Genomic DNA, 24,519 nt, shown 5'->3' with positions numbered 1-24,519 from the left:
CAATCAGACAAAAACTTTCATATTCTCTAAGGAACAGACGATAGACACTGTAAGCGCCTGTTTTTGATTAAGCAACCATGTTAGAATATGTCCATACAAGTTCTTCTCAACCCGAGTAGAGGATCAACTGTGAAAGAAGTGAAACGATGAAAAAGAAGTACCAGATCATTATAGATGATATAAAAAGCAAAATACTGACAGGAGATTACCGGATCGGGGAGCGTATTCCAACCGAATCAAGCTTACAAGAGATGTATCAAGTAAGCAGACATACGGTGCGAAAAGCCATCTTGGAATTATCGAGTGAAGGTTTTTTAAGAAGTGAAAAAGGCTCAGGCACATTTGTCACCAATCAATATCAAACAAAACCTGCTGGACATGCTCATATGAAAACGATTGGCGTCATCACCACATACATATCCGATTACATTTTCCCGTCGATCATTCGGGGCATCGAAAGCCGATTAAATGAAGAGAACTATTCTTTGTTACTGGCGAGTACGAATAACGATGTGGAGCAGGAGAAAAAAGCGCTTGAAATGATGCTGTCCTTTGGTGTGGACGGATTAATTGTCGAACCGACAAAAAGCAACTTATATAATCCAAACATTTCGTACTACCTATCCTTTAAAGAACAGGATGTACCGCTTATTATGATCAATGCCTACTATGAGCAGTTAGAGGTCCCCTTCCTTTGTTTGGATGATGTAAAGTCCAGCTATTTAGCGACAAAGGAGCTGATCACCTCTGGGCATCACCACATTGGACTGATTTCAAAAACAGATGATTTACAAGGAAAATATCGAATGAAAGGCTATATTCAGGCACTCGGTGAAGCGAAGCTCAATTTCCTACCAGAGCATGTTCTTTTTTTCGATACAGAATCGAAGCAGTATTTGGGGGATCATATCAAAACCTTTTTACAAGCGCACCAGCATGAGCTGACAGCCCTTGTTTGCTATAACGATGAGGTAGGATTAGAAGTAGCAAATGTATGTAGTGAAATAGGTTTATCTATTCCAGATGATCTTTCCATTATTGGACAGGATAACTCGTATATTGCCCAAAAAAATGCCCATGTGAAACTGACAACGCTGACACACCCTCAAGAGCAAATGGGACGAGATGCGGCAGACTGGATGATTAAAAAAGTACAAGGGAAAAAGAATCTCCCTGATCAAACATTTTATGAGCCTGAACTCGTTCCTGGTGAAACGATTAAAGCGCTGAACGCAAGAAAAAATGAGCCCTCTTCATAGGAGGCTCATTTGGCTTTATGCTCTTGTTCAAGCATATTCATCACGTCATAGGCAATTCGGTCAGGAGAATCTTGCGTGATACGATTGCGATAGTTAGACAAGACGACCACTCCTGTTTTTGAATGAGGGCGGAAGCCCATGAAGCTGGAGAAACCAGAAGTTGCACCATTATGGCAAATCAATCCCGTATCATCTATGACCCACCCAAGTCCCATTGACATGTTTTTCCCTATCTTTACCTTTGGCTCGTGGGTCATTTTCCATGGAGAAGCGACGTCTGCACTCATATGCGCAGAGAGAAATGAAAGCAAATCAGTGACCGTCGAACGAATCGCACCAGCCCCTTGATAGTCATGCATCTGAAGCGGAGGAACCTCCTTTCCATTCTCTTGATGACCGAGGATCATCTTCTCTTTGACGTCCTCCTTGATCGTAATAAAGGTGTTCGATAGTTTCAGCTCATCCACGATATATTCAGTCAGCAGCTCTTCATATGTTTTGTGAAGAGACCATCCCATGATCAACCCGAGGAGTCCCATCCCTACATTGGAGTAACGAGATGGGTATTCTTTTCGCTCATTCCATTTTTTCGAGTGTAACAGTTTCATTAATTCATCAAGGGAGTATTGACAGTACATATCTCTTCTCACTTTTGGAAGAAACCTTAGTTGTAAATCTCTGAGAAAACGATGTGAAGGAAGTCCAGACGTATGGGTTGCCAGCTGTTCCAATTGGATGGGGTGATTCTTTCTTATTTCTGGACAATACAGTGAAATGGAATCGTCTAGCTTCACCTGCCCTTTTTGAATCATTCTTGCCAATATACTTGTCGTAAAGACTTTTGAAATAGAGCCGATTTCAAAAATGACCTCCTCAGGCTGCACGCGCTGCTGTATGGGGTGATCTCCGAAATGAAAAACGTGTCTTTTTCCTTGATGAATCAGTCCGATCACGAGCAGTGCCTGTTTCTTTTTCTCCGTATAAGAAGAGGCAATTCGCTGTACTTCTTGTTTGAGCATCATCAATGGATCATCATCCTTCCCCTTCATTTTGATCTACAATCAATTGATCAAGCTTTGTATAAATGGATGTCAATGTGTTGATCTCTTCGAGGCTTAATTTTGAATAGTATTTTTCAATGATCGCAAGTTCTATCTTTCTCATATTCTCCAAGTACGTCTTTGCCTTTTTAGAAAGTTCAACGTGCAATTCCCGACGATTTTGCGGGTTGATGCTGCGGCGAACCCATTCTTTTTTTTCAAGCGTGTTTAACAACTGGCTCACAGCACTTTGGGTGATGCCTAGTTGCTGAGCAATTTGAATAGGTGAGCTCCCCCCTTTTCGCTCTACGAAATCAAGGACAATGTGCTGTTTATCAGTTAACTCATCTACAAATAACTCTTCAAACTCTAATCGGAGCTTTTGATGGATGCGCGCTTCGATTTGGTTTAATTCTTGGATCATCGTTGTTTTGGATGTCACTGTCATCACCTTCATAATTAAGATAACTTAAATATAAAGGTATGTTAATTATTAATCAACAAAAATCCCTATCTTTTATCAAAGATAGGGAAAATGCCGATTATACTTCTTCTTTAGGTGAAGGTACTGCACATACGCCATCTGCACATGCTTCTTCAAATGAAGCATCAGCCGCTTTCTCTGTTTGTGCTGCCTCTTCTGTCCAAGCCGTTTCAAGTGCACGAAGGAACGTATCTGCTGGCTGTGCACCAGCAACCGAATATTGATCATTGATCAAGAAAAAAGGCACAGCAGAAATCCCGAGCTGTCTTGCTTCTTTTTCGTCTTCTCGTACATCGTCTGCAAATTCTTGCCCGTCTAGAGCCTTTTGTACTTCGTTCTGATCAAGACCTGCTTTTTCTGCAATATCTAAAAGGGTTTGACGATCACCTACATGCTTTCCATCTGTAAAATACGCTTGAAACAGCTCACCCATGACGAGATCGCCTTTTCCCATTTTTCCAGCATATTGTGCGAGCTGGTGGGCATCAAAGGTGTTTGTCAAAACGAGTGGATCGAATTGAAAATCGATTCCTTTCTCCTTGCCCGCCTGTTTCACCTGTTCATTCATTGCGATGGCCCGGCTACGGCTCATGCCATATTTTTTGACAAGCATATCATGCACATCATAATCCACTGCAACAGGTGCATTCGGATCAAGCTCAAAGCTTTTAAACTCTACTTCTACCTGTTCTTTATGAGGGAATTGCTGAAGCGCTGTTTCCAACTGTTTTTTTCCTATATAACAAAAAGGACAGGCGATATCTGACCATATTTGCACTTTCATCTTCATCTTCCTTCCGTTGCTTACGTTTTTTCTTTCAAGATGTAACTATTATAGTTACATCTTATCCTTTATGTCAAGTGATCCTTCTTTTTAAGTACCATGTATTAAAAAAACCTTTCCTTCAAAAAAGGAAAGGTTTTCATCACGGCTATTCTAAGTTCGCATGGTGACCGTACATTTTATGGGTGTCAAGCTCTTTCATTTCCATCAATCTCAAGATGACCGCATCGTACATAAGAAGCAAAGTTTGCTCAAATAATGAGCCCATCGGCTGAATCGTATGATGGTTTCCTTCATGTTGATCCTTTGGCGCACCTGACAGTAAGATGACTTCATCCGATAGATCAGCTATGGGTGACTCAGCTGAAAGTGTGAACGACGCCACGCTTCCGCCAATCGCCCTTGCCTTTTTCGCGAGCACAAGCAGCGTCTCTGTTCGGCCAGAACCGCTCCCTACAATCAATAAATCCTCAGATGTAAAAGCAGGCGTATTCGTTTCACCGATCACATAAGCTTCGACACCAATATGCGTGAGTCTCATCGCAAACGATTTCCCCATCAAACCAGACCTGCCAGCCCCTGCGACGAAGACCTTTCGAGCCGCTAAAATGCTTTTGACAAGCTGCTCTGCTTGTACGTCTTGAATCGCGGGCGAGTGCTCAGAAAGCTCGCTTAGAATCGCTCTCACATAGTCACTTGTTTTCATGATTGTGCAATCAACTGCTTCATTTGCGCAGCCACTTCTGCTTTATTGTCTTGGCTCGCAATGCCGCCGCCGACAATAATCAAATCAGGGTTTAATTTGACGACTTCAGGTAACGTATCAAGTTTAATACCGCCTGCAATCGCTGTTTTCGCCTGTTTGACCACTTGTTTAATGGTCATGAGGTCATCAAATGAGTTTTGACCAACCGCTTGCAGGTCATAGCCTGTGTGCACACAAATATAATCTACCCCAAGCTCATCAAGCTCTTTCGCGCGGCCGGCGATATCTTTGATCCCAATCATATCGACTAAAATTTGTTTCCCTCTTGCTTTTGCTTCTTTCACCGCTCCTTGGATAGACATATCTTCCGCTGCCGCAAGAATGGTGACGATATCCGCTCCAGCTTCAGATGCCTGCTGCACTTCATACCCGGCAGCATCCATAATTTTGAGATCCGCCAGCACACGTAAATTCGGAAACGCCTGTTTGACTTCTTTCACAGCACGAAGCCCTTCGTTGATCACAACAGGTGTCCCAATTTCCACCACATCAATAGACGCTTCTACTTCTTTGATCAGCTCGATCGCTTCTGGTATATTCACTAAATCTAACGCTAATTGTAATTTCATCTACATTCACTCCTGTTCATTTATTTCACCTTCAAGAGCTCCGCGGATGGTGCATCTTGAATCTTTCTTGCATGAAACGAGTATAACAACAGGAATGGCGCAATCCTAGTACGCACTTTTTTTTTACATACTATACTTTTTCGCATATGGGCACAAAAAAGATACTGTCTTTCGACCAGTATCTATTGTAGGTAATTCTATTTATCATCCTTTAAGAAATTGCTGTCGAGATATTGTTTGCCCCAATCATACATCGCCTCTAAAATTGGCATTAAGCTTTCTCCGAGTTCTGTGAGAGAATACTCAACCTTTGGCGGAACGACAGGATAAACCTCCCGGTGCACAATGTGATCTTCCTCTAATTCTCTTAGCTGATTGACAAGCATTCTTTGCGTAATCCCAGGCATTAACGACTTTAACTCACCAAACCGTTTTGTCCCTTCTCTGCCAAGGTGCCATAGGATCAGCATTTTCCACTTACCGCCGATAATATTCAGCGTCAGCTCTTTTTCGCAATTGAACACTTTATTTTCCATACGTGATGACAACAACATACACTCCTTTAATTTCAAACCACTTTATCATATACTGCGGCAAAATGGATTGCCCTAGCATACAGTCTTTGTTATTGATTTTGTTTTTTGACGAAAGCCATCACAGCCTTTGTCATCTCTTGCGCTTCTTTTGGCGCTCTGTCAGATCCAAACCATTTATTTAAATCACTGTGGCTCAGCGAATGAACCCGAAACACAAACCGAGAGCCTTGATCATGGTTCAGTTTTTCTGCAAATCGGTACACCTCTGGATTTTCCCAGCCTGTGACCAAATAAACAGGCGGTACATTCTTTTGATTCATATAAGTGACCGGTGATGCCTTTGTCCAGTTCTTCTCCTGTTTGCCAAACACTTTTTTATACGATGGAATGGCTTGTATAAATTGATTGATGTTTAACGGCCCATCTAAAATCACGATAGAATTAATCGTTTTTGGCGACAGCCCCACACGTTTTAAGTAAGTCGAATCTGTAGCAACCAATGCTGTCAAATGACCACCCGCTGAGTGACCCATGACATTGATTTTTGACGAATCGATTTGATATTCATCTGCATGATCCTTGACCCACTTAATAGCATTCGCCGTATCATCTGCCATCTGCCCATAATTGGCATCAGGGTGAAGCCTGTAATTCATTGAAACAAACACATACCCTTGACCCGTAAAATAATCAGCCTTTGAAGCGACTCTATTCTTATCGCCGCCTGTCCAGCCGCCGCCATGGAGATAGATCATGACTGGATGCTTCTTCTTTTTGTCTTCATCTTTTCCCTTTGGCATATATATATCCAGTGTTTGTTGTTTGTTTTGTGTGTCTGCATAATGGATGTTCGTCGTCGGCTTAGGCTGGTTGAAGCGGAACACAAAAAATGCGCACACCAATAAGCCAGCGATGACTGCCGCAAATAAGAGCCATTTCATGATTCGATTCAATGTCATTGCACCTTTCTGTGTTGGGATGGGGAAGCATGATTCGCACATATGTAGAGCGACTAGCCCGATTCATTTGATACGACTTGTATGACTTGAACCATCTGACAGTAAAAAGAAAAATACTGTTCTTCATAATCTTCGACAAAGTAATTCAAATATTCCCAGCCTCTATCCAAAAGTTGAATGTTCAAAAAAAGATAGGAATCGTTTGTTAACTCCAAATCTTTGATTTGAACAGAAGAGACATTGGTAAATTTCAGATGAATGTCTGCTTGCAGATTCGGGGAATCATATGGGATGTGCATTACAATACAGTTGATCAAGTCGTAATGTTCATTATACTCTTTAAAGTAGTGAAATTCATTGATTTGCTTTAGATGGTTGATATTGAAATCAGGGATTTGTTTCTGGATTTTTTCATCTAAAAATCATGTCATTGTTTGGCCTCCAAGAGGTTATTGTATAAGTGCAATGATTCGTTTTCTTGTTTCTTCATGGTATTGAACATAGGAATGCAATAAAGGATACGATTCAAGGATCTGTTGATATGATTTGATTTGGGGATATTGCTCTTCAAATGACTGACGTAGCACGTTTAACTGTTTTTTCGGTATTCGTTTATGATCGATCACATAACTTAGGCTACCTGCAACAAGTGAAAAAAATAAATAAAAGTCATCTGAAAATATACCAGTTTCTGCTTCAAAAGAGACGATTTCATCTGGATAAGATGAATCTAATAAGTATTGATAACGTTGTTTTACATCATCGAATAAACCTTGTTTATCACGGCTGATTCTCATGGATTTTCCCCCAATCTCTCATTGTTTTTAATTCTTATTTAGACGCTAATGAGATCTTCCTATACACTGCAAATAAATTCTTGTGAATCGAAACATACGTTTTTCGATTCTATTGCGAGTAACATCCCATTGATGTTAAATAGAAAATTTGCATTTGAATCAAATTCTTCAAGAAGTACATTTTTAAGGTTCCCTATCCCATTAGGATGGTAACTGCATTCAAAAATTTGCCAATTCATCTCTTCTTGTATCAATTCTTCAAATCTATCATTACCTTCACCCCCATTATAATAAAGACTCGCCACATTCATAAATCGCAATTCATGTTGAGTAACTTTATTTAATTCTGATACTTTTAAGCTCAGTACTAATTCTTTATGAAACAAATCAAATGTGACTCCGAGTACATTACAACCCCATCTAGATAATCGATCCATTTTTCTACACTACTAAACAACTCATTCACTCTCTAACGTATTCTCTTGTTTTTTGATAATGAATCCTATTCTGTCACAGGGTTTGTAAATATTCTTCAAATGAAATAAAGTCCACCTTTTTACAGATTCATTTAAAATTTTCTACTTTCCTGTAATAGTAACCTCTGTTTAAATGAAAGGAACCTAATATTTGAATACACAGAACAATGTAGATCGTGAAATTTACCATCTAATTTTTATAGTTTCTAAAGAGTTTATTTTTAAAATCATCAGGAAGTTTTTGATTCGGAAATACAACTGAAACCCAACCTAATACAACCTCATCTAAAGGTCTCCACGTTTTCAACATATGATTGTCCTTGATTTCAATTTTATGAGTTGCTAATACTCCGATTTCATAATCTCTCTCCATAAATCTTCCATTTCGCAGAAGGAGACACCCATAAGATGCGAGATGCAGTATTCATGATGCTGTCATTCAAACTCTGCTGCGGGTAATCCGCTAAAATATCAAGGTAATCACTAGATGAGATATGTAACGGTATTTTCACCCAAGGATAATAACCAAAATCCTGATAAAAATGATCCATACTTTTCTAATCTTCTAATACAGCCATAAATATATTGTCGTCACCATGAATCAAAGCCACATGCTTTAACATATCCCAGCTGTCATCAGATAATAACCAATGAAATTCTTCAAATAAATAATCATGCTGTCGTTTTAAACACTTGTTCAGGGAATGTTTTTTACAATGAACTAGCGAATGAATAAATGATAAATAATGTTCAAATTCTTTCGGATTAGTGATAAACAATTTTATGCCCCTTTTGAAGAATAATGAGTTGCAAATTGAGTGACATAATCATTGACTTTCTTTTTGTCATTTAATAATAGCTCTAACCAATCTGTTAAGCTAGGATGATCTAATGGTTTCCATCCTTCTTCTAAGAATGTCTTTGGTGCTTTTTTAGATGCCAAACCTAATATACAAATTTCCAGCTCTCTATCTCCCCAAATTGCCCACTCCAAAGAATGAGATAACCAAACAACGATATTTGAGTTAGTGATAATAGCATCAGCTATGGAGCTTTCTGGACTGGTCCATAAGGCATTTACATAGTCCTCACCAGAAATGTCAACACTCGTCCTCAGCCAATTATAATAACCAAATTCCTTCATATAGTATTCTACTGGATCTGGCTTAAGGACCGCCGTTAAAAAGTCCTTATCTTGTGTTAAAACTGATAGCTTTTTTATTGTTGTTAAAACCTCATCACTCAATGCCCAATCAAACTCTTGAAACAAAAAACAATCAAAATTCTTTTGAAATACTTGTTGTGGCAGATGTTCATTTTGATAAAACACATTCTCGACTAAAGACTGATAGGATCTGAATTCATTTTCTGAATGCATAAATAAGTGTTCAAGCCGCTTCAAATCTTTGCTCCTCTCTTTTCACCTTTTAAGACGATCTAGTAGTTTATTTAATTCTTTCTCTGTTTCTTACAGTTTTTAAATAATAGAAACTTCTTTTCTCGTCATTATCCCATTTAAGATATTTAGACAATTATGTCGTTTATATGACATATCCAAACGAATCCATATATCATCATTTTATCAAAAAGTCTCCATTTCTACTCATAAAAAAAGCATCCTAAACGGATGCTTCTACCAAATGATATTTTTTCAAAATACGATAGGTGATTTCTTTTGCTTCTAGTCCGGTGCCTTCTATATTTGTGGTGAAGATGTAGGTTTTGTTTTCATGTTTGATGAAGCCTGCGTACCAGCCGATTCCTGATCCGGAGCCTGTTTTTCCGTATAACGTGGTGTGTTTCTCTTCTTCTTGTATCATCATTCGTTTGACGGTTCTCATAACCGATAGGTCAAATGGGAGACTTTCTTCATATAGCTGTTTTAGGAAATGGACTTGTTCTACTGGAGAAATGCGCAACGTACTGCTTAGCCAAAACTGATCAATTCCGCCAGATATGTCTTGATTCCCATAATGAATGGCTTTTATCCAATGGCCCATGCGTTCTTTCCCGATGTCACGTGCCATAGCTTGATAATACCAGACGACTGAATCTCTCATACCAGTGCCCAGTGTATGGTCCTTATTCCAGTTATCAATCTCTCTTTTTACTCCGTCCCAATATTTAATGTCGTATTCATCTTTAACTGCGCCAGTTTGAAGTCCGATTAAGGCATTTGCTATTTTAAACGTTGATTGTGGTGCAAAGCGCTTGTTCGCTCTTTTTTTGTTATACACCCATGGTGATTTTTCTTTTACTTCTTGAATCACAAATGTGCCTGCCCGCTCTTTCATGAATTCATCGACGGACCATTTTGGAGATGTTCCTTCACTTGATGCAGGCTCGCTCATACAAAGTGCTGCAAGCATCACGCCAGCAATCAGCCATTTCATCTTCTTTTTTTGCAAACAATCACCCTCTTTGCTCATGATTGCAATCGATTGTAGCATGCTGACTGATCAGAAATAAGAGCCGCTCGTCCTCTTTTTCAATAAAAAAAGCCGGTTTTATCCGGCTTTCTGTTTATTGTACGTTCAATTTTTTCTCTTCTATCGCTTGCTTTGCAATTTTCGAAATCGTCATATCGTCCATTGGTGGGTTATGAAGGCCAGCACGAATGTCTCGATAGTAACGTTGAAGCGGGCAGCTAAGGCTTAAGCTTTTTGCACCGACTAAACGCATGGCTTTATCGACCACTTGCAGACTATCATTAACGACTGTATGCTTCACAGCACCGAATTCATTGATTAACAGCTCTCTTTTCTCTGGCTGCTCATACAATGTTGTCGTTGAATAGATGACATGGCGTGCTTGCTTTAGTAGTAAATCAATTTCGCCAATCAGTGTTTGGACATTTGGCAGTTCGCTAATCGTTCCGCTAATACTGTTCGGTGAATGGGTGATGGCATACTGAACAGCATAGTCTCTTGCCGCTTGTGCAATCCCTAAATAGCAGGAAGGAATATGTGCGATCCAAGGGTTTAACGTACCGCCCCGAGGTCCTTTTTGCACTTCAACCAACATGTCATCTGGAACTTCCACATGATCTAGAATTAAATCATGGCTCTCTGTTCCTCTCATGCCAACAACATCCCAAGTTTCTTCTATAGAAACACCTTTTGTATCACGGTGAATTAAGAAGAAGCCCATCGCTTCTTTTTCTTCGATCCATACACCGACGAGAAAATATGTGAGTGCTGGTGACATCGTTGTGAATGTTTTCCTGCCGCTGATCACCCATTGATCTCCTGATCTCGTTGCAGTTGTTCCAGGTTTGCCTCCTCTTGTTGGACTACCTGTCTGCGCTTCACTGACAGCCCGGTTCACAAGAGCCCCATTTTTGATTTCTTCAGCAAAAAATTGCAGCTGTTTCTCATTCCATAGTTTCTTTTCATAAATTTCACCAACAACTCCTTGGTGCCAGCCGATCGATAAGGCAGTTGCTCCATCCATACTTCCTAGTGTTTCTTGAAAAAGGACCATATCCTTTACAGATTGACCCCCGCCCCCGTACTCAACAGGCAGAGACAACGTTGTATAGCCCAGTTTAACTAATGATTCGATATTCTGTTTAGGAAAATAGGCACCCTCATCATGTTCTTTTGCAGATTGTTCGATCGTTTCACGAAGGGATTCTAGTTGATCTAGCCAATTTTTTTGAAAATCTGTATCGACAAATAATGCTTTAGACAAAACGTATCCAACTCCTCTGTTTCTCGCAATCTATCATATCCGATTTATCCAATGGGTATTATTAAAACACACTTTACTTATAGGATTTAATGTGTTAAATTTTATCAATATTAAGTACATATGTCAAAGGAACGTGATGCTTTTATGATTTCTGCTACTAATCTACATAAATCCTATGGGTCAACTCATGTGTTAAAAGGAATTGATTTCACCGTACAAGAAGGTGAAGTGGTCGCCATTATTGGACCGAGCGGATCAGGAAAAACAACCCTTCTCCGCAGTTTAAACAGCCTTGATATCCCAGACAAAGGAACGCTGACAGTTGGAGAAGCCACGATTCAATTTGAACAATATCGAAAAAAAGATCTTCTAAAACTCAGACAGCAATCGTCTATGGTGTTTCAGCATTATCACTTGTTTCAAAATAAACGAGCACTTGAAAACATCACAGAAGGATTGATTGTGTCTCAAAACATGTCTAAAAAAGAGGCGGAAAAAATCGGAGAGCAATTGTTAACGCGAATTGGGCTACTTCATAAAAAAGATGCGTTTCCAAGTGAATTATCCGGCGGTCAACAGCAGCGGATTGGGATTGCTCGTGCTCTTGCCATGAATCCTGCGGTGCTTTTGTTTGATGAACCAACGTCCGCACTGGACCCAGAGATGGTCGGAGAAATCCTTGAAATGATGAAAGATATTGCGAGCCAAGGCATGACGATGGTCATTGTGACGCATGAAATCTCGTTTGCAAAAGATGTAGCGGATACAGTGATCTTTATGGCAGATGGGGAAATCGTTGAAAAAGGCTCACCAGAAGACGTCCTGATGAAGCCTCAGCATGAACGGACGAAACAATTTTTATCAAGAATTCATCGCGGGATGTGGCAAGGATTGGAGGAAGACAGATGAAGCGCAAGACTTTATTCACTGCCGCTAGTATCCTTCTGTTTCTCCTCTCTCTCATTGGCTGCAGCAGTGTGAAAACGACAACAGATGATGGCAGACAAATTGTCAAAGTCGCACTAAGCGCAGAAGTCAATCCGCCTTTTTTAGCCACAAATGACCGCAACGAACCGATTGGCTATAACATCGATTATTTAAATGAAGTCGAGAAACGTTTGCCACACATTCATTTTGATTATATCTTTGGCGAGGAAGAATCCAATTTAATTGGGATCGGCGCTGGGAAATTTGAAATGGCGGCTAATTGGTTTTTTAGTAATCCTGAACGTGAAAAACGCTTTCTTTATCCTAAGGTTCCATACGGCTATTCGATGACAGGTTTAATTGTGAATGAATCAGAGCAAGATATTGAATCTCTAGACGATATGACATCAAAAAAGCTCGCTCCCGTCAGTCCTAGCGGCGGCCTTCGTTCCATATTAAATCAATATAATGAAGAAAATGATCCGAAAATTCCGCTCACGACCATTGAAAGCCCTTCAAACGAACTCAATTTAAAACGAGTCGAAAGTGGACGGTCCGATGCGGCTTTTATGAATATTTCGACCTTTGATACGATTCAAAAACATCTTCACCTGAAAGTCAAAGTGGGCGGCATTGTCTCAAAGGAACCTATTTATCTTGTCTTACAGCCTAGTCAAAAGAAACTAGCATCACAATTGGACCGAGTGACACAAGAGATGATAGAAGACGGAACATTACCTGACCTTGCGAAGAAATGGTTTGGCGTTGATTTCTTTCAAGATATTGACTATATATCAGAGCAAGGCTATCAATATGAAGAAAGGAAGGAAACGCCATGACGTTTACAGCTGGAGATTGGCTAAGAATCTTTTTACAAGTGGTGGATCGTCTGCCACTCACATTTCTGATGATTGTGGTGTCATTGTTTTTTGCCATCATCATCGGATTGCTGTTTGCTTGCATTCGAATCAAACAAATTCCAGTGCTGAAACAATTGGCGGTCATTTATTTGTCATTTACACGAAGTACGCCGCTCATTGTTCAGTTATTCCTCATTTATTTTGGCCTGCCTCAGCTTTTACTCATGGCCGGAATTCAAATCAATCATTGGGATCGTGTGTTATTTGTGATGATCACATTCTCGTTACATACGGGCGCTTATTTATCTGAAGTCTTTCGCAGTGCATATTCTTCTGTTGGGAAAGATCAGCTTGAAGCAGCTTACATTGTTGGGATGACAGATTCGCAGGCATTAATGAGGATCATTATTCCGCAAGCCTTTCTCATTGCACTTCCGAACCTCGGAAATTACACCATTGATCTCGTGAAAGATACCGCCATTGCATTTACAATCGGACTCATTGATATGATGGGACAGGTCAAAATCATCCTAGGCAATAACTACGGGATAGGGATGTTTGAAGTGTACGTCATCATTGCAATTGTGTATTGGCTGATTTGCATCAGTATTGAACTGATCACGATGCTACTGGAAAGAAAATTTGTGAAAGGCCGTACCAGCCTGTCACGCTAAGGAGGCGATTTGATGCAAACCATTGATATATCATTTGCGATTGATCAAATACCACATATTCTAAAAGGCGTTCCCTTTACCTTATTGATTGCACTTGTTTCTATGACTATGAGCCTTTTGATTGGATCTGTTTTTGCTTTCATTCGCCTCTTTCGTATCCCTGTGCTCCGCCAGCTGGTCACGCTCTATGTCTCATTTTTTAGAGGAACACCTCTCATTGTTCAGTTGTTTGCTTTCTTTTATGGCATTCCATTTGTTCTGACCAAAATGAATAGCACTTTTGGGTTGACCTTTCACCCGGATATGGTCTCCCCGCTTACCGTTGCCCTTATCACCTTCAGCCTGCATTCAGCCGCACATTTAACAGAAGTGGCCCGCAGCGCACTCCTTGCGGTAGACAGAGGGCAGCTTGAAGCGGCGAAAATCGTTGGCATGACCACCAGACAGGCGATGATGCGCATTATTTTACCGCAAGCGTTTGTGGTTGCCCTGCCAAACCTAGGGAATCAGCTCATTCAGCTGTTAAAAGCCACATCCCTTTCGTTTACAATTGGTGTACTGGAAATCATGGGGATCTCTCGAATCATTGCAAATGACGGCTACAAATTTTTAGAAACGTATCTTGTCTCTGCTTTGATCTATTGGATGCTTAGTATTTTCTTTGAACTCGCTTTTGCTTTGTTAGAGAAACGAGTCAGCGTGTACGGAAAATCTCTTGGACGTTAAAAAAAGAGAACGGCATCTGCCATTCTCTTTATCGTCCTACTTATTCAGCACTGACTAAAATTTTCACTTGATCTTTTTCATTGATTAATGCATGGAAGCCATCTTCGATCACATCGTCCAGCTTGATTTTCTTCGTGACGAGTGTATCTGCAGAGAAATAGCCTTTTCTCATTAAGTTTAATACAGATGGGAAAACATCTCTGTAGCCGATGATTCCTTTGACTGTACGTTCTTTAATGACAATGTCATTCGGCATAATTTCTGCGCCTTTTTCCCAAATGCTTACAATGACTGTTTCACCTGAAATTCTAGTTGATTGGATTGCTTGCTTCAATACAACAGGTACACCTGTCACTTCAAAAGAAACATCGACTCCACCATTTGTGCGGCGTGAGATTTCTTGAACAACATCTTCATACTGAGAAGGATCTACAATGATCGCTCCAAGTTCTTTTGCTTTTTCTTGGCGCTCTTTTGATAATTCCACTGCATAAATGTCAGTAGCACCAGCTGCTTTTAATGCTTCAATGACAAGTAAACCGATTGGTCCACAGCCAAACACAGCTGCTGTATCCCCAGCTTGTACTTTACTAGAACGAACGGCATATAAAGCAACTGCAGAAGGTTCAACAAGTGCACCTTGCTCATATGAAATTTCGTCTGGTAACAAATGAAGTAATTCTTCATCGACAGATACATATTCAGAGAATCCTCCGCCGCCACCAGCAAGTCCTAAGAAGCCCATGTTTTCATCTAAGTTGTAAGCACCTTGGTGCCCGTGAGTTGCAAAAATAGGTTCAACAACCACTCGATCGCCTACTTTGTAATTACTCACGCCTTCTCCAACTTCTACAATTTCACCAGAGAACTCGTGTCCCAGTGTAATGGGTGCTTTTTCTTTTGTAAGTGGATGAGGTTCATTCACAGGAATGAAGATCGGTCCGCCTAAATATTCATGTAAATCACTACCACAAATGCCGCACCATTTTACTTTCAGTTTCACTTTTCCTGGAGCAACTGTTGGTTCGTCAATTTCCTCTAGTCGAATGTCCTTTTGATCGTGCCAGCGTAGTGCTTTCATTTGTAAGACTCCTTTTCTCATCAATTTAATTAACTTACTTAAATAATGATAACATAATTTTTTTAATTTTCTAAGTAAGATGCACTATTTTTTTGACAGTCAATGGACGAAAAATGACAAAACATAGCAACAGACAAATAAGAAGCATACATAGGCAGCCAATCATGACAGAAGTACGTATCGATAAAACATGCGCCAATGCGCCGCATATTCCTGTCATCATCATCGTCAGAACAGCTTCACATAACGCATAAAAACTTGCCACTCTCCCCATAACCTCTACCGGGATATTCGTTTGATAAAAAGTCATAAAACCGGTGTTTGCAAATGCTAAAAAGAAAGCGAGAACAAAGAAGCCAGCTGCTGCGACAGTCAATGTGCTTGAAAAAGCATAGATCAAGTATCCAAAAGCCACAAACAAACTCCCCGCACCAAGCATCACTGAAATAGGCAGCCTTTCGACAATGACCGTATTAAGACATGCCCCTGCGATAATCCCTGCTCCAGCTACACTGACAAGAAACCCATATTCGGTATTGGTCAACATCAGCACTTCCTTTGCAAAAGCTGCTTCAAGTGAGTCAATGGCAGTCGGCAGCACTGTGATAGCGGCACTAAATAATAAATACACCACCATCACTTGGCGGGATGAGAGACTGAAACGAAACACAAGTTTTGCATCTTCCTTTAATACTGAGAGAGAAAAGCCTTTTTGTGCCCCGGCTACTTTTGACAAAATCGGTAAACACATCGTCAAAACAGCAGATATCAAAAGGCAGATTGCATTTACATAAATTGAAAGGACTGGTGTACCAATGAGAAAAAGCAACCCTGCTACGGCGGGTCCGAGTAAAAATCCACCAGACTGAAGCAAAGATCGAATGGCATTAAACCGTTTTCGTTTATCCGCCGGGATTAGTGCTGTCATATAGACCATCGAAGCTGGATGAAACATGGCTTGTGCCATATGAATGAGAAATAGCATCACATATACGATCAATAAGTGGCCTGAAAATAAGGCAAAGGGTAAACAAGCAATCAGAATGGCCCGGCATAGATCTAGACTGATCATGACATTCCGCTGATTCAGTCTATCTATTAAACTACCAGACCAGCTATTTGTTAAAAGAGCCGAGACAGGTCTTAACATATAGACGGCTGTTACAGCAAGAACGGAGCCCGTTTCCTGAAAAATCAGCAGATGGAGAGCAATCATATAAATCCATTCTCCTATGTTCGCAATACCAATCGCTCCAAGTAACATGCTCATATCCCGCCAATGTTTTTTCATCGTGGTGCCCTCCTTTTTGTCATAAAAAAATCCCGCCCCCAAGACATTTCTGTCTTGAGGACGGGATTGACTCCGCGTTGCCACCTCAGTTCATTCACCTGTTACCAGATGAACCTTAGCAGGTTATCGCTAACCCTTCTCTATAACGGGAGAATGCCGCTGCACCACCATCACAATGAATCCGGTGCAGAGCTAAGAGGCTTGGTTCTGTAACGCTTCCCAGCTCCTTCTCAGCTTCACGGAGTTCTCTGTGTGAGGCAGCCATTACATACTCTTCTCTATTTGCGCTTTATCTTTTTTTCATCACGATCTTCAGCTGAATTGTTCTATATTGTACTGCGCCTCCGTCAAGGCGTCAATGTTTTTTCATGTTAATCCGCATAAATCATTTTTCTCGTCATGCCGCCATCAACAACCAAATCTGTTCCTGTCACAAATTGATTGTCTTCATCTGTTAAATAAAAACAAGCTTTGACAATATCCTTTGGCGTTCCTACTCGATTGGAAAGATGCTGCTGATGGTCAATTTCTCGCAGGCTTTTCTTATCCTTCGTTTCAATCCATCCAGGGGAAATGCTGTTTACTGTTATGTGATCCTGACTAAAAGAAGCAGCCAGCGCATGAGTAAGTGCTGATATCCCGCCTTTTGATGCAGCATACGCTTCTGTATGAGGCTCTGACATGGTCGCACGGGTAGATGAAATATTCACAATGGAACCGCCGTTTGGATTCTCTTTGATATAACGTGCCGCTTCCCTTGCACATAAAAAAGCACCTCGTAGGTTTGTATGTAGCACATGATCAAACTCATCAACCGTTAGCTCATAAGGCGATTTTGTACACATAACCCCTGCATTATTGATGAGAATATCGATCGTTTGATAACGAGCCACAGCAGCCGACATGATGTCTTGAATATCCTTCTCTTGTTTCACATCCGTTTTTTTAAAAAAAGCCTCAAAGGACTCCTTTTTCAGCTGATCTTCCAAGCGCTTGCCCTTCTCTTCGTCAATATCCGCAAGCACAACACGCGCCCCTTCTTTCGCATAGCCATACGCGATCGACTCACCAATTCCATTGGCTGCGCCAGTGATGACAACTGTTTTATTGTGAAAGTTCATCGTTTATCCTATCCTTTCTCTCATGAGATGTTGTCGTCTATCATACCACTCATGTATACACGATACCTAGTCAACTTATTGAACCATGCCAATCAATTACTTCACCATTAGGCCCTAATAAAGCAAGTGAGGCACTTTTTAATACTTGTTATCTTCATAATCTTTTATGATGATTGTGCTTTTAGCATGAAATGCATCAGAAATAGCAACACCTTTTTATATTTAAAAACACAAAAAACTTACAGGAAAAATCCTGTAAGTTTTTTTCGATGGATCATTATTTAGAAATCATGCCATGCGGGTCAATCACAAATTTCTTCGCCACACCCGAATCAAAATCGCTATATCCTTTAGGGGCTTGATCAAGGGAAATGACGGTTGCATTAACGGCTTTGGCGATTTGTGCTCTTCCGCTTAAAATAGATTTCATCAAGCTGCGGTGATATTGCATGACAGGGGTTTGGCCTGTCACAAAAGTATGGGCTTTTGCCCAGCCAAGTCCAATTCGCACTTTCAGAGATCCAACTTTTGCATCTTCATCCACAGCACCTGGATCTTCTGTGACGTAAAGTCCTGGAATTCCAAGCTTACCGCCAACTTTGGTAATATCCATAATTGTATTTAAAACGGTGGCTGGTGCTTCTCCTTGATCTCCATGACCTGAAGCTTCAAAACCGACACAATCGACCGCACAGTCGACTTCTGGCTCTCCAAGGATGTTTGTCATTTGTTCACCGATTCGATCATGTTTTCGTAAATTAATCGTTTCGCAGCCAAAGCTTCTCGCCTGCTCGAGCCTTTGTTCATTGAGATCGCCGACGATGACAGCAGAAGCGCCAAGGAGCTGAGCGGAATGCGCTGCTGCAAGACCTACTGGCCCTGCACCAGCAATATAGACGGTAGAGCCCGGCTTTACGCCAGCCGTATAAGCACCATGAAAACCTGTCGGGAATATATCAGAAAGCATCGTCAAATCAAGTATTTTTTCCATCGCCTGATCTTTGTCCGGAAATTTGAGTAGCTGGAAATCAGCATATGGCACCATGACGTACTCCGATTGGCCGCCAACCCATCCGCCCATATCTACATATCCATAAGCTGAGCCAGGTCGATCGGGGTTCACATTTAAACACACATGGGTTTTTTGTTCTTTACACATGACGCAGCGACCACAGGCAATATTAAATGGAACTGATACGAGATCACCCTTTTGGATAAACTCTACATCTCGTCCAACTTCAACGACTTCACCAGTAATTTCATGACCAAGGACAAGTCCTTCAGGCGCAGTTGTACGCCCTCTTACCATATGCTGGTCGCTCCCGCAAATGTTTGTTGTCACCACTTTTAAAATGACGCCATGCTCACACTTACGTCCAACATTGGCTTTAGGTACACCAGGGCCATCCCTTAAAACCAAATCAGGGTATCCAATATTCTCAACTGCTACATTTCCTGCTCCTTTGTAAACGACACCTTTGTTTCCCGACATGTTTTCATTCCTCCCTTTTTGTTTAAAAATGAAGTCTCTCCAAAATTCTCTCTTTCTCGGGCTTTTTCCTTCTTTTAACCGCACATTGACTCAAAAAATAAGTGACAAATGTCTATCTAGGATAGAAAAATGTATTTTCCAGTCAAATAAAAAAGAAAATATTGAAAAAAAAGCTAAACATTTGCAGAACATTGTCGATATAAGGAATAAGCCAGACAGGTATCCTTAATCGACAAACAAATTCCTTATATATACTATCATTCCTTACACACCTGGCTGGCCCCTACATATGAAATGAATGCAATCGACTCTTCTTGTGAAGAGTCTTTTTTATTGATGAATGATCAATTCCCACATGCAAAAAAGGCCCTTCTGGCGAAGAGCCTTTTTTTGAGTGCTTGTTCATTACCTGGGAAATATTTTCATCATTTTAAGGCTTTGATACAGATGTATGTATCATAATGGTAAACAGAGACGTCTCTAAAGTGATACGCTGAAAAAAGACAGCTGATGTCTTCTTCACTGTACGTTGAAAGAGACTGTGAGCGTTTTTGTTCCTTCATTAGTTCCTGCTTTTGAAAAGATAAGAATACTTCTCCATCCACTTGAAGAACACGATATACCTCTTTCATGACTTGTTCGATATCTGGCAAGTAATAGATGGTCTGCACTGTGAACAATTTATTGAATGATCTGTCTTCAAAAGGTAATTTCTCAGCTTTTCCAAGTGTGATAACGGCTTTTTCCTGCTCGACAAGCCTCTTATGTTTTCTTTTCGCGTATTTTACCATATGACGCGAAGCATCGATTCCATATACTTTTCCTCGATCAAGTTTTTCCGCTACTTTAGATAATGTCATACCTCTTCCAGTACCAATTTCTAAAATCCGGTCGTTTTCTTGTATATTTAAGAGTTGAATCGTCCATTGATTGATATTATGATGATTTTTTTCCATATAGCGGGCAACCCATTTTGAGAACAAGCCCTTTGGTTCCCTCATTTGTTTTCCAATCCAGCTTTGAATCAATGTCAACACCTGCTTTGCACCAGTAAATAAAACTATTTACGAATTTTCTTACTTTTCATATCGGCTCTCGCCTAACAAAAGTTAAGACCTAGTCCTAATTTCTTTGTCTTTTATTAGACGGCACCTTTTCTGAAAATGTTTCGCACGTAATGAAAAATATTTAAACAAATAGGCATTTTCATTAATTGTGCTCAGATTGATTTCGTTTTCCGCATGAGCTGCATATTTTATGAATGTATCTTGATTAGATAAAGGTGGTGCTAGATTATGGGCTTTGGCGGTTATTCTGGAGGCTACTGCGGTGGCTACGGTGGCGGTTTTGCAGGCGGATTCGCATTGCTTGTTGTACTGTTCATTTTGTTAATCATCATCGGTGCAAGCTGGATTTGCTAATGTAAAAGGAGCAGGAAACGATAACGTTTCCTGCTCCTTTTCTTTAATACCAATAAGTTGGATAATTGTACATATAGCGTCTGAGCATTTCTTCTTGCTCTCTTTGTATTCTGTATGGATTGCCGTATCCGTGCTTTAAAGAATGCGGAATAGACGCATACCCGTGCCCCACTGACGGAAATCTCATATATGGTGACATCGACATTCATTGATCACCTCACAATCTCCTTTTACGGTTATCATATGTGCAGGTGATCAATGTGGAGCGTGTCTAAACCTGGTCCTTCTCCCTTGTATAACAATCAAGCATTGCAAGCATCATAAACATGTCAATCTCCTCCTTTTCATGTTTTTATTGTCCTTTTTAGTTCATGTACTTTAGTTGTTTCTGCTTCATTTCTTCATAAAACGTTTCGACTTGTTGTTCATAAAGAACGGTTTCAATGTCCTTGTATTTACGTTGGATCGTCAAAGTAATAAAAAATAAATGGATTGTCATATACGCTCACCTCCCTTCAGTTCGCAGCACGCGAAATAGCCCGCAGATCTTCTTTATCAGTTGACCTGCGGGCACACAAAAATGCAGATCAAAAGACAGTGTCTTCTAACCTGCGATGGATGATACGTGAAATCCTCGTTTACTTAAACAGTTTTGTAGCGTGAACCGTAAAAGGTAAAGGAAGGACACGAACTCTTCCACAGGCTGATGACATGATGAAATTGGTTGTTGAATTGATCACAAGTAGATACGAATAACATATTCTTCAGCCTCCTTTACGTTTTTAATTACTTTGTAAGTATATCCAGCAAGCACCATTTTGTAAACCTGTTTTTAGTAAATTAGATGATTTTTGTGTGTTTGACTAAATTTCTACAGTGATTCTTGTCCGATTATCCAGTGCAATTAAAAAAAGTTTCCTCATCACATGAGGAAACTTCAGACTGTTGACAAAGGGCTAAAATGAACTTGATTTTAGCCCTTTGTCTTCTTTTCAGCGTGATAGAAAACCTTTGAATTCTAGGAAGGACGAGTACCGGCGCGGAGCGAATTTGACATTCGTGAGCACCGGCACGCAGGACTGACAAAGAATGCGAGGGTTTGTCTACACGCTGAAAGTCTCCTCATCATATGAGGAGACTTTTTGCTTAATCTTCATCTAGTTCTTGTAGCTTTTTTTGAAAAAAGATCGCACGTTTCACGCAAAGAAAAGCAGCCAATAGGAAAACACAATCAACTGCCAGCATCAGCATTTTTGGTGATGCTTCTATGTGCTGATTCGGTAAAATCGTACCAATATATAAAAAGGTGCTGACAGCAAGCAAAATAAAAGCGTATTGCTTGTAATCTGTCACTAAACCATCCCACTTTTTCTTCACTTGTTTCACCTTCCCGTTATCAATGTCTATTGATAGCTTACCATAGTGAGAGAAAGTGAGGGGCATGTAAATCTATCCATTCGTTACTGCGTCGAGCCCTTTTTCAATATCATGTAATAAGTCATCAATATCCTCAATACCGACAGAAATACGGATTAAACCATCTGTGATACCAAGCTCTTCTCTGCGCTCTTTTGGAATGGATGCATGGGTCATGCGAGCAGGAACAGAGATTAAACTTTCAACCGCCCCTAGGCTTTCTGCGATTGTAAACAATTTCAATTGGCTTAAAAACACGTCGACATTTTCTTCTTTTCCAATATCAAAAGAAATCATACCGCCAAAGCCTGTTGCTTGAGTTTTTGCAAGCTCATGACCTGGGTGAGCGGTTAAACCTGGGTAATAGACACGTGTAATCGCAGGATGCTGTTCTAAAAACTCAGCAATTTTCTGTGCGTTTTGTTGATGTGCTTCCATTCTTAGTCCGAGCGTTTTCATCCCTCGCATTAGAAGCCACGCATCTTGCGGTCCAAGAATACCGCCTGTAGAGTTTTGAACAAAGTGCAGTTCTTCACCAAGCTCTTCAGTAGCTGTCACGACAAGTCCGCCCACCACATCACTATGGCCGCCTAAATATTTTGTGGCACTGTGCAAGACAATGTCAGCCCCATATGAAATCGGCTTTTGAAAATATGGGGTAAAAAACGTATTATCGACAATCATCAAGATGCCAGCTTCTTTTGTGATCCGGCTTATGGCTTGTAGATCGGTCATTTTCAGCAATGGATTGGTTGGTGATTCAATATAGACGGCTTTTGTTTCTGGTAAAATTGCTTTTTTCACTGCTTCAGGATCACTTGTGTCTACAAATGTGGCTTTAATGCCAATCCGGTTGAGCACCTTTGTCATCACACGATAGGTTCCGCCGTACACGTCGTCAGTCAGTACGATATGATCTCCGCTGTTAAACAGCATCATCACAGCTGTAATTGCAGCCATCCCTGAACCGAATGCATAGCCGTTTGCCCCGCCTTCAAGATCACGAATGACTGTTTCCAGTGCTGTTCTTGTTGGATTCGCAGTTCTGGAATATTCATATCCTGTGTGCTCGCCTGCTTTAGGCTGCTTATAGGTGCTGACTTGGTAAATGGGAACAGACACGGCTCCTGTTTTTTCATCACCAGTGATTCCACTATGAATCATCATTGTTTTTGGCTTCATTTTATTTTCCTCCCTCATAAATACCTTTACTTAGATAACGCTCACTGCTATCAGGAAAAATAGTGACGATCACCGTCCCAGGTGATGCCTTTTTCGCTTCCTCTAAAGCGGCAAATAGAGCGGCTCCAGACGAGCTTCCGATCAGAACACCTTCCTTTTCAGCTGCTTCTTTCACCATTCGGAAAGCATCATCGTCACTGACGGTATAAATCTCGGCAAATAAAGTCGATTCCATATAATCTGGAATAAATTCAAGGCCAATTCCTTCCGTTCTATGCGGTCCCGGCTTTCCGCCATTTAAAATAGATCCTTCTGGTTCCACGATCACTGTTTTTAGCGCTTCTTTCTGCTCTTTTAAATAGGCAGCACAGCCTTGAAACGTTCCGCCAGAGCCCGCTCCTGCTACAAACACGTCTATGTTTCCCTGGAGGTCAGACCATATTTCTGGCCCGAGCGTTTTATAGTAAGTCAATGGATTTACTTGGTTTTTAAATTGTAAGACACAATAAGCATTGTCAAGGCTTGCCTCTAGTTCAAGGGCTCGATCAATCGCACCCTTCATCCCATCTTTTCTTGGTGTATGAATAATCTCTGCACCAAGCGCCTTCATGAGCTGTTGTTTCTCTTGACTAAAATGTTCTGGTACACAGAAGATCGGATGCAATTGATGTTTTCTTGCACTTAGCGCAAGCCCGATGCCTGTGTTTCCTGCAGTTGCTTCAATAATGGTTCCGCCTGGGCGCAGTTTGCCCGATGCCAGCGCTTCTTTAATCAGCATATCACCTAAGCGATCCTTAATACTTCCGCCTGGGTTCATCATTTCAAGTTTTGCATAAACATCAACACCTGCCGGCACACCCATCCCTGACAGTTTTAAAAGCGGTGTGTGGCCAATTAATTCCGTAATATCATGTATGACAGCCATATAAATCCCTTCCTTTGTATGGAAAAGAAGGGGGAAACCC

Annotated in this window: 27 protein-coding genes and 2 pseudogenes; 6 read left to right on the top strand and 23 right to left on the bottom strand. The window is 40.7% G+C overall.

All coding sequences use genetic code 11. The features are described from left to right. The first annotated feature begins 146 nt into the window (after nucleotides 1-146). Nucleotides 147-1,259 carry a GntR family transcriptional regulator gene (locus M2369_RS01600; protein WP_259253309.1) on the top strand — a complete coding sequence of 371 codons (1,113 nt, stop codon included), beginning with the start codon at nucleotides 147-149 and terminating at the stop codon, nucleotides 1,257-1,259. A gap of 5 nt (nucleotides 1,260-1,264) precedes the next feature. On the opposite strand, the gene M2369_RS01595 is transcribed toward M2369_RS01600, so the two are convergent. The 13 genes and pseudogenes from M2369_RS01595 to M2369_RS01535 form a co-directional block, all read right to left on the bottom strand. Continuing rightward, on the bottom strand, nucleotides 1,265-2,281 hold the full coding sequence (locus M2369_RS01595) for a serine hydrolase domain-containing protein (RefSeq protein WP_259253383.1): 1,017 nt from the start codon (nucleotides 2,279-2,281) through the stop codon (nucleotides 1,265-1,267). A 10-nt stretch (nucleotides 2,282-2,291) separates the two neighbouring features. Further along, a complete protein-coding gene (locus M2369_RS01590) occupies nucleotides 2,292-2,747 on the bottom strand; it encodes a MarR family winged helix-turn-helix transcriptional regulator (RefSeq protein WP_234925062.1) in 456 nt (151 codons plus the stop codon). 94 nt (nucleotides 2,748-2,841) lie between these two features. Next, nucleotides 2,842-3,567 (bottom strand): DsbA family oxidoreductase, encoded by a 726-nt coding sequence (locus tag M2369_RS01585; RefSeq protein WP_159144936.1) that lies wholly within the window; start codon nucleotides 3,565-3,567, stop codon nucleotides 2,842-2,844. 148 nt (nucleotides 3,568-3,715) lie between these two features. Beyond that, nucleotides 3,716-4,273 (bottom strand): 6-phospho-3-hexuloisomerase, encoded by a 558-nt coding sequence (gene hxlB, locus M2369_RS01580; protein ID WP_159144937.1) that lies wholly within the window; start codon nucleotides 4,271-4,273, stop codon nucleotides 3,716-3,718. After that, complete coding sequence (gene hxlA / locus M2369_RS01575; RefSeq protein ID WP_045034095.1) at nucleotides 4,270-4,902, bottom strand: 3-hexulose-6-phosphate synthase; 633 nt, start codon at nucleotides 4,900-4,902, stop codon at nucleotides 4,270-4,272. Before hxlA ends, hxlB begins: the two co-directional genes overlap by 4 nt. Nucleotides 4,903-5,099: 197 nt before the next feature. Beyond that, on the bottom strand, nucleotides 5,100-5,456 hold the full coding sequence (gene hxlR, locus M2369_RS01570) for a transcriptional activator HxlR (RefSeq protein WP_029708013.1): 357 nt from the start codon (nucleotides 5,454-5,456) through the stop codon (nucleotides 5,100-5,102). Nucleotides 5,457-5,527: 71 nt separating this feature from the next. Continuing rightward, on the bottom strand, nucleotides 5,528-6,397 hold the full coding sequence (locus tag M2369_RS01565) for an alpha/beta hydrolase (protein ID WP_159144938.1): 870 nt from the start codon (nucleotides 6,395-6,397) through the stop codon (nucleotides 5,528-5,530). Between the two features lie 449 nt (nucleotides 6,398-6,846). Continuing rightward, nucleotides 6,847-7,194, bottom strand: coding sequence for a YxiJ family protein (locus M2369_RS01560; RefSeq protein WP_159144939.1), 348 nt, complete (start codon nucleotides 7,192-7,194; stop codon nucleotides 6,847-6,849). Between the two features lie 59 nt (nucleotides 7,195-7,253). Continuing rightward, a pseudogene (locus M2369_RS01555) lies at nucleotides 7,254-7,651 on the bottom strand (YxiG family protein). 209 nt (nucleotides 7,652-7,860) lie between these two features. Next, nucleotides 7,861-8,455: pseudogene (locus M2369_RS19395) on the bottom strand (hypothetical protein). Further along, the gene (locus tag M2369_RS01545; RefSeq protein ID WP_035702662.1) at nucleotides 8,452-9,072 is read right to left on the bottom strand and encodes a hypothetical protein; all 621 of its coding nucleotides are present in this window, start codon (nucleotides 9,070-9,072) and stop codon (nucleotides 8,452-8,454) included. The pseudogene M2369_RS19395 and the gene M2369_RS01545 overlap by 4 nt, the downstream one beginning before the upstream one ends. A gap of 217 nt (nucleotides 9,073-9,289) precedes the next feature. Beyond that, entirely contained in the window at nucleotides 9,290-10,078 is a 789-nt protein-coding gene (gene blaBPU / locus M2369_RS01540) for a BPU family class D beta-lactamase (protein WP_259253308.1), read from the bottom strand. A 115-nt stretch (nucleotides 10,079-10,193) separates the two neighbouring features. Next, the gene (locus M2369_RS01535; protein ID WP_041090868.1) at nucleotides 10,194-11,363 is read right to left on the bottom strand and encodes an acyl-CoA dehydrogenase family protein; all 1,170 of its coding nucleotides are present in this window, start codon (nucleotides 11,361-11,363) and stop codon (nucleotides 10,194-10,196) included. 144 nt (nucleotides 11,364-11,507) lie between these two features. On the opposite strand from M2369_RS01535, the gene M2369_RS01530 reads away from it, so the two are divergent. From M2369_RS01530 to M2369_RS01515, 4 genes are read left to right on the top strand one after another with little or no spacing between them, the layout of a single operon-like run. After that, a complete protein-coding gene (locus M2369_RS01530; protein WP_024718348.1) occupies nucleotides 11,508-12,272 on the top strand; it encodes an amino acid ABC transporter ATP-binding protein in 765 nt (254 codons plus the stop codon). Next, nucleotides 12,269-13,129, top strand: a complete 861-nt coding sequence (locus M2369_RS01525; protein WP_047946480.1) for an amino acid ABC transporter substrate-binding protein — start codon at nucleotides 12,269-12,271, stop codon at nucleotides 13,127-13,129. Before M2369_RS01530 ends, M2369_RS01525 begins: the two co-directional genes overlap by 4 nt. Then, on the top strand, nucleotides 13,126-13,824 hold the full coding sequence (locus M2369_RS01520; RefSeq protein ID WP_041506838.1) for an amino acid ABC transporter permease: 699 nt from the start codon (nucleotides 13,126-13,128) through the stop codon (nucleotides 13,822-13,824). Before M2369_RS01525 ends, M2369_RS01520 begins: the two co-directional genes overlap by 4 nt. Nucleotides 13,825-13,836: 12 nt before the next feature. Next, a complete protein-coding gene (locus M2369_RS01515; protein ID WP_159144941.1) occupies nucleotides 13,837-14,550 on the top strand; it encodes an amino acid ABC transporter permease in 714 nt (237 codons plus the stop codon). 40 nt (nucleotides 14,551-14,590) lie between these two features. Here the strand turns inward: M2369_RS01515 and M2369_RS01510 are convergent, their stop codons facing one another. The 5 genes from M2369_RS01510 to M2369_RS01490 form a co-directional block, all read right to left on the bottom strand. Continuing rightward, nucleotides 14,591-15,631, bottom strand: coding sequence for a 2,3-butanediol dehydrogenase (locus M2369_RS01510; RefSeq protein WP_058336599.1), 1,041 nt, complete (start codon nucleotides 15,629-15,631; stop codon nucleotides 14,591-14,593). A 70-nt stretch (nucleotides 15,632-15,701) separates the two neighbouring features. Continuing rightward, nucleotides 15,702-16,922, bottom strand: a complete 1,221-nt coding sequence (locus M2369_RS01505) for an MFS transporter (protein WP_039167141.1) — start codon at nucleotides 16,920-16,922, stop codon at nucleotides 15,702-15,704. Nucleotides 16,923-17,293: 371 nt separating this feature from the next. Continuing rightward, nucleotides 17,294-18,043, bottom strand: a complete 750-nt coding sequence (locus M2369_RS01500) for a glucose 1-dehydrogenase (RefSeq protein ID WP_159144943.1) — start codon at nucleotides 18,041-18,043, stop codon at nucleotides 17,294-17,296. Nucleotides 18,044-18,320: 277 nt separating this feature from the next. Next, on the bottom strand, nucleotides 18,321-19,535 hold the full coding sequence (gene fdhA / locus M2369_RS01495) for a formaldehyde dehydrogenase, glutathione-independent (RefSeq protein WP_159144948.1): 1,215 nt from the start codon (nucleotides 19,533-19,535) through the stop codon (nucleotides 18,321-18,323). A gap of 425 nt (nucleotides 19,536-19,960) precedes the next feature. Then, nucleotides 19,961-20,563, bottom strand: coding sequence for a class I SAM-dependent methyltransferase (locus M2369_RS01490; protein WP_081114971.1), 603 nt, complete (start codon nucleotides 20,561-20,563; stop codon nucleotides 19,961-19,963). A 267-nt stretch (nucleotides 20,564-20,830) separates the two neighbouring features. Between M2369_RS01490 and M2369_RS19390 the strand changes: the two genes are divergently transcribed. Continuing rightward, nucleotides 20,831-20,956 carry a YjcZ family sporulation protein gene (locus M2369_RS19390; RefSeq protein ID WP_008342643.1) on the top strand — a complete coding sequence of 42 codons (126 nt, stop codon included), beginning with the start codon at nucleotides 20,831-20,833 and terminating at the stop codon, nucleotides 20,954-20,956. Nucleotides 20,957-20,999: 43 nt separating this feature from the next. Here M2369_RS19390 and M2369_RS01480 read toward each other — a convergent pair whose 3' ends face one another. The 5 genes from M2369_RS01480 to M2369_RS01460 all read right to left on the bottom strand — a co-directional run bounded on the left by M2369_RS01480 (nucleotide 21,000) and on the right by M2369_RS01460 (nucleotide 24,479). Further along, a complete protein-coding gene (locus M2369_RS01480; protein WP_159144949.1) occupies nucleotides 21,000-21,161 on the bottom strand; it encodes a hypothetical protein in 162 nt (53 codons plus the stop codon). A gap of 159 nt (nucleotides 21,162-21,320) precedes the next feature. Further along, the gene (locus tag M2369_RS01475; RefSeq protein ID WP_008342648.1) at nucleotides 21,321-21,455 is read right to left on the bottom strand and encodes a YrzI family small protein; all 135 of its coding nucleotides are present in this window, start codon (nucleotides 21,453-21,455) and stop codon (nucleotides 21,321-21,323) included. Nucleotides 21,456-22,102: 647 nt separating this feature from the next. Further along, nucleotides 22,103-22,333 carry a YrhC family protein gene (locus M2369_RS01470; protein ID WP_017358091.1) on the bottom strand — a complete coding sequence of 77 codons (231 nt, stop codon included), beginning with the start codon at nucleotides 22,331-22,333 and terminating at the stop codon, nucleotides 22,103-22,105. A 72-nt stretch (nucleotides 22,334-22,405) separates the two neighbouring features. Next, nucleotides 22,406-23,554 carry a bifunctional cystathionine gamma-lyase/homocysteine desulfhydrase gene (locus tag M2369_RS01465; protein WP_041506828.1) on the bottom strand — a complete coding sequence of 383 codons (1,149 nt, stop codon included), beginning with the start codon at nucleotides 23,552-23,554 and terminating at the stop codon, nucleotides 22,406-22,408. Nucleotide 23,555: 1 nt separating this feature from the next. Next, nucleotides 23,556-24,479 (bottom strand): PLP-dependent cysteine synthase family protein, encoded by a 924-nt coding sequence (locus M2369_RS01460; RefSeq protein ID WP_041506827.1) that lies wholly within the window; start codon nucleotides 24,477-24,479, stop codon nucleotides 23,556-23,558. Between the last annotated feature and the right edge of the window lie 40 nt (nucleotides 24,480-24,519).

Source organism: Bacillus sp. JUb11, from assembly GCF_024807925.1.
GTDB lineage: Bacteria > Bacillota > Bacilli > Bacillales > Bacillaceae > Bacillus > Bacillus altitudinis.
This window is presented reverse-complemented; position numbering and strand designations above follow the sequence as displayed.

What these genes read in the sequence shown, in the direction of transcription:
- M2369_RS01600 (WP_259253309.1), top strand. Translation starts at nt 147, where the DNA reads ATGAAAAAGAAGTACCAGATCATTATAGATGATATAAAAAGCAAAATA.
- M2369_RS01595 (WP_259253383.1), bottom strand. Translation starts at nt 2,281, where the DNA reads ATGATGCTCAAACAAGAAGTACAGCGAATTGCCTCTTCTTATACGGAG.
- M2369_RS01590 (WP_234925062.1), bottom strand. Translation starts at nt 2,747, where the DNA reads ATGACAGTGACATCCAAAACAACGATGATCCAAGAATTAAACCAAATC.
- M2369_RS01585 (WP_159144936.1), bottom strand. Translation starts at nt 3,567, where the DNA reads ATGAAAGTGCAAATATGGTCAGATATCGCCTGTCCTTTTTGTTATATA.
- hxlB (WP_159144937.1), bottom strand. Translation starts at nt 4,273, where the DNA reads ATGAAAACAAGTGACTATGTGAGAGCGATTCTAAGCGAGCTTTCTGAG.
- hxlA (WP_045034095.1), bottom strand. Translation starts at nt 4,902, where the DNA reads ATGAAATTACAATTAGCGTTAGATTTAGTGAATATACCAGAAGCGATC.
- hxlR (WP_029708013.1), bottom strand. Translation starts at nt 5,456, where the DNA reads ATGTTGTTGTCATCACGTATGGAAAATAAAGTGTTCAATTGCGAAAAA.
- M2369_RS01565 (WP_159144938.1), bottom strand. Translation starts at nt 6,397, where the DNA reads ATGACATTGAATCGAATCATGAAATGGCTCTTATTTGCGGCAGTCATC.
- M2369_RS01560 (WP_159144939.1), bottom strand. Translation starts at nt 7,194, where the DNA reads ATGAGAATCAGCCGTGATAAACAAGGTTTATTCGATGATGTAAAACAA.
- M2369_RS01530 (WP_024718348.1), top strand. Translation starts at nt 11,508, where the DNA reads ATGATTTCTGCTACTAATCTACATAAATCCTATGGGTCAACTCATGTG.
- M2369_RS01525 (WP_047946480.1), top strand. Translation starts at nt 12,269, where the DNA reads ATGAAGCGCAAGACTTTATTCACTGCCGCTAGTATCCTTCTGTTTCTC.
- M2369_RS01520 (WP_041506838.1), top strand. Translation starts at nt 13,126, where the DNA reads ATGACGTTTACAGCTGGAGATTGGCTAAGAATCTTTTTACAAGTGGTG.
- M2369_RS01515 (WP_159144941.1), top strand. Translation starts at nt 13,837, where the DNA reads ATGCAAACCATTGATATATCATTTGCGATTGATCAAATACCACATATT.
- M2369_RS01510 (WP_058336599.1), bottom strand. Translation starts at nt 15,631, where the DNA reads ATGAAAGCACTACGCTGGCACGATCAAAAGGACATTCGACTAGAGGAA.
- M2369_RS01505 (WP_039167141.1), bottom strand. Translation starts at nt 16,922, where the DNA reads ATGAAAAAACATTGGCGGGATATGAGCATGTTACTTGGAGCGATTGGT.
- M2369_RS01500 (WP_159144943.1), bottom strand. Translation starts at nt 18,043, where the DNA reads ATGAACTTTCACAATAAAACAGTTGTCATCACTGGCGCAGCCAATGGA.
- fdhA (WP_159144948.1), bottom strand. Translation starts at nt 19,535, where the DNA reads ATGTCGGGAAACAAAGGTGTCGTTTACAAAGGAGCAGGAAATGTAGCA.
- M2369_RS19390 (WP_008342643.1), top strand. Translation starts at nt 20,831, where the DNA reads ATGGGCTTTGGCGGTTATTCTGGAGGCTACTGCGGTGGCTACGGTGGC.
- M2369_RS01480 (WP_159144949.1), bottom strand. Translation starts at nt 21,161, where the DNA reads ATGTCGATGTCACCATATATGAGATTTCCGTCAGTGGGGCACGGGTAT.
- M2369_RS01475 (WP_008342648.1), bottom strand. Translation starts at nt 21,455, where the DNA reads ATGACAATCCATTTATTTTTTATTACTTTGACGATCCAACGTAAATAC.
- M2369_RS01465 (WP_041506828.1), bottom strand. Translation starts at nt 23,554, where the DNA reads ATGAAGCCAAAAACAATGATGATTCATAGTGGAATCACTGGTGATGAA.
- M2369_RS01460 (WP_041506827.1), bottom strand. Translation starts at nt 24,479, where the DNA reads ATGGCTGTCATACATGATATTACGGAATTAATTGGCCACACACCGCTT.